6 protein-coding genes are annotated in these 12,765 nt (G+C 67.2%); 1 reads left to right on the top strand and 5 read right to left on the bottom strand.

Translation table 11 applies throughout. The annotated features are described in order from the left end of the window. Positions 1-6 precede the first annotated feature (6 nt). Complete coding sequence (locus ACM61V_RS05620) at positions 7-1,518, bottom strand: DUF1800 domain-containing protein (protein ID WP_419713876.1); 1,512 nt, start codon at positions 1,516-1,518, stop codon at positions 7-9. 165 nt (positions 1,519-1,683) lie between these two features. On the opposite strand from ACM61V_RS05620, the gene ACM61V_RS05615 reads away from it, so the two are divergent. Next, positions 1,684-3,489: a DUF885 domain-containing protein gene (locus ACM61V_RS05615; protein ID WP_419713875.1), complete on the top strand. Its 1,806-nt coding sequence runs from the start codon at positions 1,684-1,686 to the stop codon at positions 3,487-3,489. Positions 3,490-3,582: 93 nt separating this feature from the next. Here the strand turns inward: ACM61V_RS05615 and ACM61V_RS05610 are convergent, their stop codons facing one another. From ACM61V_RS05610 to ACM61V_RS05595, 4 genes are read right to left on the bottom strand one after another with little or no spacing between them, the layout of a single operon-like run. Next, on the bottom strand, positions 3,583-5,022 hold the full coding sequence (locus ACM61V_RS05610) for an efflux transporter outer membrane subunit (RefSeq protein WP_137786804.1): 1,440 nt from the start codon (positions 5,020-5,022) through the stop codon (positions 3,583-3,585). Next, positions 5,019-8,318, bottom strand: a complete 3,300-nt coding sequence (locus tag ACM61V_RS05605) for an efflux RND transporter permease subunit (protein WP_419713874.1) — start codon at positions 8,316-8,318, stop codon at positions 5,019-5,021. Before ACM61V_RS05605 ends, ACM61V_RS05610 begins: the two co-directional genes overlap by 4 nt. After that, on the bottom strand, positions 8,315-11,464 hold the full coding sequence (locus ACM61V_RS05600) for an efflux RND transporter permease subunit (RefSeq protein ID WP_137786806.1): 3,150 nt from the start codon (positions 11,462-11,464) through the stop codon (positions 8,315-8,317). The genes ACM61V_RS05605 and ACM61V_RS05600 overlap by 4 nt, the downstream gene beginning before the upstream one ends. Continuing rightward, positions 11,461-12,726, bottom strand: coding sequence for an efflux RND transporter periplasmic adaptor subunit (locus ACM61V_RS05595; protein WP_137786807.1), 1,266 nt, complete (start codon positions 12,724-12,726; stop codon positions 11,461-11,463). The genes ACM61V_RS05600 and ACM61V_RS05595 overlap by 4 nt, the downstream gene beginning before the upstream one ends. Positions 12,727-12,765 lie beyond the last annotated feature (39 nt).

The following is a 12,765-nucleotide window of genomic DNA, read 5'->3' as shown; positions in this document are numbered from 1 at the left end:
GCTCCGTTATCGGTGCATGAATTCGGGGGAGGACAGGAACAGCGCGTTCCACTCCTGCGGCGATCCGGCCTGCGACAGCGCGGCGCGCGTCGGCGCGGCCAGCATATCCTGCAAACCGTTGAAATAGAGCGCGTTCTGCAATTGCGGAAACGCGGGCAGTTCCGCATTGGCATCCGGCGCGCGAAACAGGCCATACGCGCCGCCGCCGACCTGCTTGGCGATATCGAACCGCGTCGCCATCTGGCCCGGGCCGGACCACGCCGCCGACTTCATGTCATAGCCGTCCGGCGTCTCGTGGTTGTAGAGCCCCTGCCCCATGCGATTGAGCCAGTTGTTGATCGGCTGCGCGTTCAGGATCACGCGATCGCCATAAGTCAGCCGCACCGCCGACAGCGCGAAATGCATCGGATCCTTGAACGTTTTGCCGAGCGAGGCGGCGAATTCCGGCGCGCGGATCATCGTGCGCATCACCTGGGCGATATCGCCGTGCGAGCGCTGGAACGTCTGCGCCATGCGGTCGATCACCCCCGGCGGCGGCGCATCGCCCATGAAATAGGTCGCGATCTGCGTTGAGACATGGCGCGCGGTGGCTGGCGCGGCGGCGATCAGATCGAGCGCCTGCTCGACCTCGTCGAATCCCGATCCGCGAATCGTGTGGCCAAGGAAGTGCTTCTCGCCGAAATCATGGCGTGCCGGATTGAACTCGAACAGGCCGGCGCGGAGATAGAGCGGCTGGAGCTGTGGGCGCAGCCGGGGCGCATCGTGATTCACATTCACCCCCACCCCGGTGAGGATCCGCGCCAGTTCCTGCACGTCCTGCTGGGTATAGCCGGAGCCGACCCCGAGCGTGTGAAGCTCCATGATCTCGCGCGCGTAATTCTCGTTGATCTTGCCGGCGGCGTTCTGGTCGTTATCCAGATAGCGCAGCATTGCCGGGTGCCGCAGCGTCGCTTCCAGCAGATCGCGGAAGCGGCCAAGCGCGTGTTCGCGGATCGTATCCTCGTAATCGCCGATCATCGCGCGGATGTCGCGCTTCTGCGCATGGACGTTGAAATGGTTGAACCAGAACCACGTCATCTGCTCGCGCACCTGATCGGGCGCGTAGAGATCGCGAAGGATCGAGCGTGTGCGCGCCTCGTTGGCAAGGTCGCCCATGCTTTTCTGATAGGCTTCCTTGGCGGCCTTGCTCTGATCCGGGTTGGTGAGCGCATTGGCATCGCGCTGCATCGCCTGCTGCTCGACGACGATCTGCGCGACCGGCATGCGGCTGATCCGCATCTGCGCGAGCTGCGCGGCGGCCTGCGGCGGGAGCGCGGCGGGGGGCATGGCGAGTTGCGCATCCAGCCAGCGATCACTGCCCGGCCCGTCCGCGGCGCTGAGATCGGCGGCCGTCGCGCCCCACGTCAGCCGGTTCGCCCAGGCGATCCGGGCAGCGGGCGCAGGCGCTGCCGCAGCCGGCATCGCCGATCCCAGCAAGGCCGCCATCATGGTCAGCCGCGTCGCGCCCCGTCGTATCATCCTGCCTGCCATCCCAGCCGCGCCTCCGTATCGACGATCGACCACGGCATGGGCCTGCGTGGCTGAACCTATACTGTCGCTCGCATGAACAAACCGTCATGTGTCAGTAATTTACGCCCACGCGCGGGATTGACGCCCCGCCCCCGCCGGGTGTTAGCTGCCGCGATGTTCACCGATCGTCGCCATTTCCTCGCCGGCACCGCAGCCTCGGGTCTGCTCGCCGCCGCCCCGCTCCGCGCCGCGCCCGCCTCCACGCCGCTCACGGCGCTGTTCGATCAGCTCGTGCAGGAGCAGCTTCGCCGCAGCCCGGAAAGCGCGACGCAGCTCGGGCTGGACACCGGGGCGAACGCCGATCTGCGCGCGAAGCTTTCCGATCAGTCAGCGGCCGGCATCGCGCAGGCGCGCGCGCTTGCGAAGGCGCAACTGAAGCGGCTCGAGGCGATCGACCGCACCGCGCTCGGCCCGGAGCAACGGATCGATCTCGACTGTATCCTTTACACGCGGCGCTCGGCAGTGGCGGTGCAGGCGTTCGATTTCGGCGGCTCGTCCTACGGCCCCAGCCCCTATGTCGTATCGCAACTTTCGGGCGTGTATCAATCGGTGCCCGATTTCCTCGATACCAAGCACAAGATCGAAAGCGCGGGCGATGCCGACGCCTATCTCCAGCGGCTCCAGGCATTCGGCCGCGAGATCGACAACCAGACGGAACGGATGCGCCACGATACCGGCATCGGAGTCGTCCCGCCCGATTTCATCCTGGATCTGGCGATCGGGCAGATGGGCAAGACAGCCGTGCCGGCGAAGGACGCGCTGGTCGTACAGTCGATCGCGCGCCGCGCCGCCGCCAGGGGGCTGGGCGACAGCTACGCCGGGAACGCCACGCGTATCTATGACGCCAGCGTGCTCCCGGCGCTGAACCGGCAGCTCGCCGTGCTGCGCGATCTGCGCACGCGCGCGACGCACGACGCCGGCGTGTGGAAACTGCCGCAGGGCTCCGCCTTCTACCCTGTGGCGCTGAAGGCGACGACGACGGCGAGCATGTCGCCGGAGGAAGTGCACAAGTTCGGGCTGGATCAGGCCGCGATGATCTCCGCGCGGCTTGACGCGGAACTGAAGAAGCAGGGCTATACCAGGGGCGGTGTCGGCGAGCGGGTCGCCGCGCTCTATCGCAATGCGGATCAGCTTTACCCCGATACAGATGCGGGCAAGAAGGATGCGATCGCTTATTGCAACGATCGGCTCGCCGCGATCAGGGCGCGTTTGCCCGAGGTGTTCGAGCGTATCCCGCCCTACAGCTTCGAGGTGCGCCGTGTGCCGGTGCAGACCGAGGCCGGTGCGGCGGCCGCATTCAGCCAGTCGCCCGCGATCGACGGATCGCGCCCCGGCCTCGTCTATTTCAACCTCAAGGATTCGGCGGACTGGCCGAAGTTCTGCCTCGCGACGACCGTTTATCATGAGGGGCTGCCGGGGCATCAGCTCGAAGGCGGGCTCGCGCTGTCGAACAAGGATCTGCCGCTGATCCGCAAGATCAACGGCTTCTCCGGATATGGCGAGGGCTGGGCACTGTATTCGGAGCAGCTTGCCGACGAAATCGGCATGTATGATGACGATCCGCTCGGGCGCATCGGCTATCTCAAGTTCATGCTGTTCCGCGCCAATCGCTGCGTGGTGGATACCGGCATCCATCACCTGCGCTGGTCGCGCGAACAGGGCATTCAGCGGTTCGTGGAGCAGGAGGGCGAGACGCAGGGCTTCGCGGCGCGCGAGGTGGAGCGTTATTGCGTCAACCCCGGCCAGGCGGCGAGCTACAAGATCGGCCATTCGGTGTTCACCGACGTGCGCGAACGGGCGAAGGCGAAAGCCGGCGCGCGGTTCGATCTCAAGGGGTATCACAGCGCGGTGCTGCGATACGGTCGGGTGCCGCTGGATGTGTTGCGCCAGATCGGGGACGGCTGGATCGCGACGCTCTGACAAGGTTTGACTGATCCGCTTCCGCCGTGCGGCGGGAGTGGGCATGGGGCGGCTGCCCTCGACGGCCGGTCCCGGTTGCCGCTTCACCGCCTGTCAGCAGGCCGCCGGCCTGTCCGATGTGCAGCCGTTCCAGTTGCCGCCGATAGCCTGCACCAATGCGATCGCGGACGTCTGCTGATTGACGACCGCCTGAATCTGCGTTTGCTGCGCGCTCAGCGCGGTCGTCTGCGCGACGATCACCTGCCCGTAATCCACGATGCCGCCGAGATACTGGTTGGTGATCGTCCGCTCCGCCTTCACCGCCGCCGTGGCGGCCTCGGCGCGGCTGCGCGTCACGTCGGCGAGCACGCGCACGCCCGCGAGATTGTCTTCCACCTGCTGGAAGGCGGTAAGCGCCGTCTGGCGGTAGGTCGCGACCGCCTGATCATATTGCGCGCGTGCCTGAAGCACCTGTCCACGCCGCGCACCGAAATCGAGCAGCGTCATCAATCCGTTCAGCCCGAACGACCACAGGCTGGTGGCTGCCGAGAACAGCTGGTTCACGGCGCTCCCGCTCGTCCCCGCATTGCCCGTCAGCGTGACGGTCGGGAAATAGGCGCTGCGCTGGATGCCGATATTGGCATTGGCCGCCGCCACCCGGCGCTCCGCCGCCGCCACGTCCGGCCGCCGCTGTAGCAGGGTCGAGGGCACGACGCCCGGCACGGCGGGCACGACGGGTTGCCATGCGACGGCGGGGATCGAGAAGGTGGATGGATTTTCTCCGACCAGCACGGCGATCGCATGTTCGAGCACCGCGCGCTGCTGATCCAGCGTCTGGCGCGAGGCGAGCGCATTGCTGAGCGTCGTCTGCGCCTGATAAACGTTCGAGCTGGCGACGGTGCCGGCCTTGTACTGATTCGTCGTGATGGTCAGCGCGCGCCGATAATCCTTGATCGTCGCGTCGAGCAGCACCCGCTGCGCGTCGATCCCGCGCAGATCGACATAGTTGGTCGCCACCTCCCCCTGTGCCGACAAGGTGGCGTTGGCGAGATCACCTGCGGTGGCCTGCGCCGTCGCCTTCGCCTGCGATACGGCGTTGCCAAGCCTGCCCCACAGATCCGGCTCCCAGCTTCCCCCGATGCTCAGCGAAAAGCGCGAGCCGGAAGTGGTGACGGTGCCGCCCGTACCGAGATTGGATGCGGTGCCGCCGGAAAAGGCGCCCGAATGCTGCCCGCTGGCGGAGCCGGTGATCGTCGGGAACAAGGCCGAACGCTGCACCAGCACCAGCGCGCGCGCCGCCTCATAAGCCGCGCGGGAGGCGGCGACATTCTGATTGGTGACTTCCACCTTGCGCTCCAGCGCGTCGAGCGCCGGATCGTTGAACAAATTCCACCACGCGCCGCGCGGGGCGGCGTCGCCGGGATTCGCGGCCGCCCAGCCCGGCGCTTCCTTGAACGATGACGGGATCGCGACCGTCGTGGGCGGACGATAGGCCGGAGCGAGATTGCACCCCGCGAGGAGCAGGGCCGGAACGACAGGCAGGACGCGCTTCATGCGGGGGCTCCGGGAGCAAGCGGAATGTCGCCGTGACGCGCCAGTGCGCGCTCCTGCGCGCCGTTGCGGCGCCGGAAGCGATCGAGGGCCAGATAGACGACAGGGGTGGTCAACAGGGTGATGAGCTGGCTGGCGACCAGCCCGCCGAAGATCGCGATGCCGAGCGGGCGGCGCAGCTCCGCGCCATCGCCGAATCCGATCGCCAGCGGCAGCGCGCCCAGCGCCGCCGCCAGCGTCGTCATCAGGATCGGGCGAAACCGCAGAAGCGAGGCCTCGCGCACCGCCGCCAGCGGCGCCAGGCCCCGGCCGCGCTCCGCTTCCAGCGCAAAATCGATAATCATGATCGCATTCTTTTTCACGATGCCGATCAGCAGGATGATGCCGATCAGCGCTATCACGTCGAACTGCCCGCTGGTCACGATCAGCGCGATCATCGCGCCCACCCCGGCGGACGGCAGCGTGGAAAGCGCCGTCAACGGATGGATCGCGCTTTCATAGAGGATTCCGAGCACGATGTAGATCGCGAGCAGCGCGGCGACGATCAGCAGCGGCATCGATCCGGTCGATTGCGCGAACACCTTGGCGGTGCCGCCGAACTCGCCATGCACGGTTGCTGGCAATGCGAGCCCCCCCTGAACCTGCGCGATCAGTTGCGACGCCTGTCCGAGCGACACGCCGGGCGGAAGGTTGAACGAAACGGTTGCGGATGGCTCGCCATCTGAATGGCTGACGGCCGCGTTGGTGGAGCCGGTCGACCAGGTCGCGATGGCCGATAGCGGCGCCATCGTGCGTGCCGCCGTGCTCACCGCGCTGCCGCCAGCCACCGCAGATCCCCCCGCCCCGGTGCCACCGGCGCCGGGCGTGGTGGCGGTCGTGCTCGCGGTCGCCGTCGTGGCACTCGTGTTATTGGCGGCAGCGCTGGTGCCATCAGCGGCGGTGGGCGCCTGCGCGACCGGCGTTGCCGGAGCCGCAGCGTTCACCGGGGGGGTGAGCGGCAGATAGATATTGGCCAGCGACGCGGGCGATCCGTTGAACTGGCGCGCCGCCTCCATCACGACATGATACTGGTTCAGCCCGGAGTAGATATTCGCCACCTGTCGCTGGCCGAACGCGTCGTAAAGCGTCGCATCGATCGCCTGCATCGTCACGCCGAGCCGGGCGGCCGCGTCGCGATCCACCTCGACAAAGGCGTTGGCGCCCGCATCCTGCTGATCGATATCCACGTCGGTGATGAGATCAGGGTGCTTCTTCAGCGCATCGACCAGCTTCTGCCCGGCCGCCTTGAGCACATCGGGGTCGTCGGCCTTCAGCGTATATTGATAGGTGCTGTTGGTCTGTCGCCCGCCGACCATCAGATCCTGCACCGGATTGAGGAACAGGCTCACCCCGCTCACCCGCGCCAGCTTCGGGCGGAGCCGCGCGATCACGTCCTGCACCGGGGGGCGCTGGTCGCGCGGCTTGAGCGTTGCGAACATGAAGCCGCCGCCCGCGCGCGATCCGCCCCTGAAGGCCACCACCGTCGCCACCGCCGGATCGCTTTTCACGATCCGGGTGATACGCGTCAGCTTGTCCTGCATGTCGGTGAACGAGATGCTTTGATCGGCGCGCAGCCCGCCCATCAGGCCGCCGGTATCCTGTTGCGGAAAGAACCCCTTCGGCGCGACGGCGATGAGATAGACGTTGAGCGCCACCGTGCCCGCCAGCAGCAGCAGCACCGCCCCGCGATTGGCGAGCGCCCAGTCGAGCGAGCGTTCGTAGCGCGCCTGTGCCCAGTCGAAGCCATGCCGCGCCCAGCGCATCACCCGGGCCTCGCTCTCCTCGTTACGCAGCACGCGCGAGGCGAGCATCGGCGTAGTGGTGAGCGACACCACGAGGCTTATCATCACCGCGATCGACATGGTGAGCGCGAATTCGCGAAACAGCCGCCCGACCAGCCCGCCCATGAAGATCAGCGGAACGAACACGGCGATCAGGCTGAGCGAGATCGACAGCACCGTGAAGCCCACCTCGCGCGCGCCAGTGAGCGCGGCGTCGAACGGCTTCATCCCCGCCTCGATATGGCGGCTGATATTTTCCACAACCACGATCGCATCGTCCACGACGAAGCCGGTCGCGACCGTCAGCGCCATCAGCGAGAGATTGTCGAGCGTGAAACCGGCGAGATACATCACGCCGATCGTGCCGAGCAGCGAGGCGATCACTGCCGCCGCCGGGATCAGCGTCGCGCGCCAGCTTCGCAGAAACAGGCTGACCACCAGCACCACCAGCAGCGTCGCGATCAGCAGGGTCACCTCCACCTCGCGCAGCGAGGCCCGGATCGTGAGCGTGCGGTCGCTGGCCACATCGAGGTGGATATCCGATGGCACGGCGGCGCGCAGCGCGGGAAGCTGCGCCTTCAGCGCATCCACCACCTGCACGATATTGGCGCCCGGCTGCCGGCTGATGATGACCGGCACCGCGCGCTTGCCGTTGAACAGGCCCATCGTGCGGATATCTTCCGGCCCGTCCTCGACGCTGGCGATATCGGAGAGGCGCACCGCCGCGCCGTTGCGCCATGCGATCACCGTGCCGCGATAATCCGCCGCGTGCAGGCCCGGCTGGTTGGAATAGACCTGCCAGCTCATGCCGCGCGCATCGAGCACGCCGCGCGGGCGGTTCGCGCTTTCGGATTGCAGCGCGGTGCGCACATCCTCCAGCGCGATGCCATATTGCGACAGCGCGAGCGGGTTCACCTCGATACGCACGGACGGCAGCGCCGCACCGCCCAGCTCGACATTGCCAACGCCCTGCACCTGAAGCAGCTTCTGCTGCACCACCGTGGAAACCGCGTCGTAGATTTCGGACGGGCTACGCGTGGGCGATGTCAGGGCGAGGATCAGGATCGGCGCTTCCGCCGGGTTCGCCTTGCGATAGCTGGGATTGGTCTTGAGCGTGGCGGGAAGATCCGCGCGCGAGGCGTTGATCGCCGCCTGCACGTCGCGCGCCGCCCCGTCGATATCGCGCGAAAGATCGAATTGCAGCGTGATCGACGACGATCCGACGCCTGAACGCGATGTCATCTCCGAAACCCCGGCGATCGTGCCGAGATGCCGTTCGAGCGGCGCGGCGACGCTGGAGGCCATCGTCGAGGGGCTCGCGCCGGGCAGGCTCGCCTGCACCTGGATCGTCGGCAGATCCACCGCCGGCAGCGGTGCCACCGGCAACATGAAGAAAGCGCCGATTCCCGCCAGCATGATGCCGATGGTGAGGAGGATCGTTCCCACCGGCCGCCGGATGAAAGGCGCGGAAATGTTCACGCGGGCAATGTCTCGCGGGATGGACGGCGGCGAATGCGCCAGCCGCGCTCGCGCCATTCCTCCAGCCCCAGGAAGATCACAGGGGTGGTGAACAGCGTGAGCACCTGGCTGAAGATCAGCCCGCCCGCGATCGCGATGCCGAGCGGCTGACGCAGCTCATGCCCCATGCCCCCGCCGAAGATCAGCGGGATCGCCGCAAACAGCGCCGCGAACGTCGTCATCATGATCGGGCGGAAACGCAACAGCGCCGCCTGCCGGATCGCGTGCTGCGCATCGGCGCCATGCTCGCGCATCGCGTCCAGCGCGAAATCGATCATCATGATCGCATTCTTCTTCACGATGCCGATCAGCAGCACGATGCCGATGATCCCGATCACGCCAAGCCCCGATCCCGTCAGCCACAGAAACAGCAACGCACCGATGCCTGCCGAGGGCAGGGTGGAAAGGATGGTGATCGGGTGGACGAAGCTCTCATAGAGCACGCCCAGCACGATATAGACCACCACGATCGCCGCCAGGATCAGCCACAGCTCGTTCGAGAGGGAGGATTTGAACGCGCTCGCAGCGCCGGTGAAGTTGGTGGAAAGCGCACTCGGCAGGTTGATCTGCTGCTCGGCGTTTTCGATCGCCGTGACCGCGCTGCCCAGCGACACGCCGGGGGCCAGATCGAAGCCGATCGTCGCTGCCGGGAACTGCGCCTCGCGCGCTACCACCAGCGGCGCTGCGGCGGTGCGGATCGTCGCGACGGCGGACAGCGGAACGCTGGTCCCGCCCGACAGCGGGATCCGCAGATCGCCCAGCGCCTGCGGATCGGTCACGCTGCCCGGCTGCGCCTCCAGGATGACGCGGTTCTGGCTGGACTGCGTGTAGATCGTCGAAACGATGCGCTGGCCGAATGCGTCGTACAGCGCGTTGTCGATCGCGAGCGCGCTCAGCCCCAGCCGCCCGGCGGTATCGCGGTTGATGTCCACCACCACCGCGCTGCCGTTCGCCAGCACGTTAGAGGTGACGTTGCGCAGATGGCGGTCGTTCTTGAGCGCGGCGGCGAGCTTCGCGCCCCATTCGTCCACCTGCGCCTCGTCCGCGCCCTGAAGCGAGAAACGATAGGCATTGACGCCGGTGGAGGTGTCGATCGTCAGATCCTGCACCGGGCGAAAGTAGGTGCGCACCCCCGCCACTCCCCCCGCCGCCTTTTCCAGCGAGGAGATCACATCGCCCAGATTTCCGCGATCCCCTTGCGCCTTGAGGTTCACCACCATCCGCCCCTGCGACAGCGTGCTGTTCTGCCCGTCCACCCCGACCGCCGAACTGAGGCTCTCGACCGCCGGATCGGCGAGCAGCGCGCGCGCCACCTGCTGCTGGAGACCGGCCATCCGCGCGTAGCCGATATCCTGCGCCGCACTCGTCGTAACCGCGATCTGGCCGGTATCCTGCTCGGGAAACAGGTTTTTCGGGATGACGTAGAACAGGATCGCGGTGATGACGAGCGTGCCCGCGAACACGAGCATCGTCAGCGTGCCGCGCAGCATCACCCAGTCGAGCGCGCTCGCATAGCGGTTCGCCAGCCGGTCGAACCAGTCGCGGGTCACCTGCGAGACGCGATATTGCCGCTCCTCATGCTCCGGCTTCAGCCAGCGCGCGGAAAGCATCGGCACCAGCGTGAGCGCCACCACCGCCGAAAGGAGGATAGTCACCGCCAGCGTCACCGCGAATTCGCGGAACAGGCGGCCGACCACATCGCCCATGAACAACAGCGGGATCAGCACCGCGATCAGGCTGACGGTAAGCGAGATGATCGTGAAGCCGATCTCGCTCGCGCCCTTCAGCGCCGCCTCGAACGGACGCATCCCTTCCTCGATATGGCGCGCGATATTCTCCAGCACCACGATCGCGTCATCGACGACGAAGCCCGATGCGATCGTCAGCGACATCAAGGTGAGGTTGTTGATCGAAAAGCCGAGGAAATACATCGCCGCGAACGCGCCGACCAGCGACAGCGGCACGGAGATGCTGGCGATCACCGTCGCGCGCAGCGATCCCAGGAACAGGAAGATCACCAGCGTCACCAGCAGCACCGCAAGCACCAGTTCCAGCTTCACGTCCGCCACGGAAGAGCGGATGCCGGTGGTGCGATCGGTGAGCACCGTCACATGAACGTCGGCGGGAAGCTGGGCCTCCAGATCGGGGAGCGCGGCCTGGATCGCATCGACCGTGCCGATCACGTTCGCGCCCGGCTGGCGCTGAACGTCGATCACCACCGCGGGCTTGCCGTTCATCCACGCGCCGAGCCGCACGTTCTCGGTCGCCTGCACGACCTTGGCGACATCGGACAGGCGCACCGGCGCGCCATTGGCGAAAGCGATGACGAGGCTGCTGTAGCTCGCCGCATCGGCAAGCTGATCGTTGGCATCGATCGTCCAGCTCTTGGTCGGCCCGTCGAAACTGCCCTTCGCCGCGTTCGCGTTGGCATTGCCGATCGCGGTGCGGATCGTTTCCAGCGACAGCCCGCGCGCGGCGAGCGCGGCGACATTCGCCTGGATGCGCACCGCCGGGCGCTGGCCGCCGGACATGGAAACGAGGCCGACACCGGAAACCTGCGCGATCTTGTTCGAGAACTGCCGCTCGACGATCCCCTGCACTTCGCCCAGCGGGCGCGTGGCAGACGTGACGCCGAGCGACAGGATCGGCGCGTCTGCCGGATTGACCTTGGCATAGATCGGCGGCGCGGGCAGATCGGCGGGCAGCAGCGTGTTCGCCGCATTGATCGCCGCCTGCACCTCCTGCTCCGCGATATCGAGCGACAGGTCGAGCCGGAATTGCAGCGTGATGACCGACGCGCCGGAGGAGGATGTGGACGTCATCCGCGTCAGCCCCGGCATCTGGCCGAACTGCCGCTCCAGCGGAGAGGTGACGGTCAGCGCCATCACGTCCGGGCTGGCGCCGGGATAGAGGGTGGAGACCTGTATCGTGGGGTAGTCGACCTCGGGCAACGCGGAGAGCGGTAGCGAGCGATAGGCGACGAGCCCCGCAAGCAGGATGGCCACCATCAGCAGCGTCGTCGCGACCGGACGCATGATGAACGCGCGCGATGGCCCGCCGGGGGCCTCCCGCGGCGCAGGCGCGGCGGACGCGGCCCTATCGGTCATCCGGCCTGGTTGCCCTGGCCGCGATGCTGCCGCCCCTGCCCCGCGCCCGAGCCGCCACGCCTGCCGCCCGCGCCGGGGCCGCCCTTGTCGCCGGGCAGGCGCACGGCCGAGCCGTCCTCAAGCCCGTCCGCCCCCTCTGTCACCACCGTCGCGCCCGCCTGCAACCCGGATAGGATCGCGACCTTGCCATTGCTGCTGGCGCCGATCTTCACCGGCACCAGCTTCACCGTGCGGTCCTTCTGCAGCACGAACACGAAGTCGCCGGGCGCGCCGTGCCGCACCGCGCCGACCGGCACCGTGACGACGTCGCGCAGCGTGTTCACCAGCATCGATATGTTGACGAACTGGTTTGGGAACAGCGCGTTGCCGCCATTGTCGAAGCGCGCCTTCGCCTTCACCGTGCCCGTGGTGGTGTCCACCTGATTGTCGAACGTCAGGAAACGGCCGCTGGCGAGACTGTGATTGTCGTTCTGGTCGCGCGCGTCGACCGGCAGGCCGGCGCCGCTGCCGGCGGCGTGTCCGATCGTCGAGAGCTGTGTCTGCGGGAGCGAGAACCCGACGTCGATCGGATCGAGCTGCGTCACCACGACGATGCCGTTGGTGTCCGACGGCGTCAGGTAATTGCCGATATCGACCTGGCGGATGCCGGCGCGGCCGGTGATCGGGGATTTGACGGAGGTATAGTTGAGGTTGAGCTCCGCGGTGCCGATCGCGGCGCGATCAGCGGCGACAGTGCCGGTCAGCTGGCGAACGGTGGCCCGCTGGGTATCGACCTGCTGGGCGGCGATCGAATCCTGCTTCAACAGCGTCTCGTATCGATTGAGATCGACCTGCGCGCCGGCAAGCTGCGCCTGATCGCGCGCCAGGTTGGCCTTCGCCTGCGCCAGCGCCAGCTGGTATGGGCGCGCATCGATCTGCGCCAGCACCTGCCCCTGACGCACCATCTGCCCGTCCTTGAAGAACAGCTTGAACAAGGTGCCGGCGAGCTGGGCGCGCACCGTCGCGGTGACGATCGGCTGCACGGTGCCGAGGGCGGTGACGCTGACCGGGATGTCCGTCAGCGTCGCCTTGCCGACCGATACCGCCGCCGCCGGGCGCCCGCCGCTGCGGTTGCCGCCGCTCTTGGCGATGCGATTCGCGCCGAACGCGATCAGCGCGAGGACCGCGACGATCACGGCGACGATCAGCCACGTCCGGCGACGCGGCGGCTGTTCATAGGCCTGCGTTTGAGACGCGGGGAGCGGATCGTGTTCGTCGACCATGCGCGTCCTTCGTTCCTGTTCTTCGGCGGCGGCTGTTGG

This window comes from Sphingomonas sp. TX0543, from assembly GCF_048565505.1.
GTDB lineage: Bacteria > Pseudomonadota > Alphaproteobacteria > Sphingomonadales > Sphingomonadaceae > Sphingomonas.
Note: the sequence above shows the minus strand (reverse complement) of the source record. Positions and strands in the feature narration are given on the sequence as shown.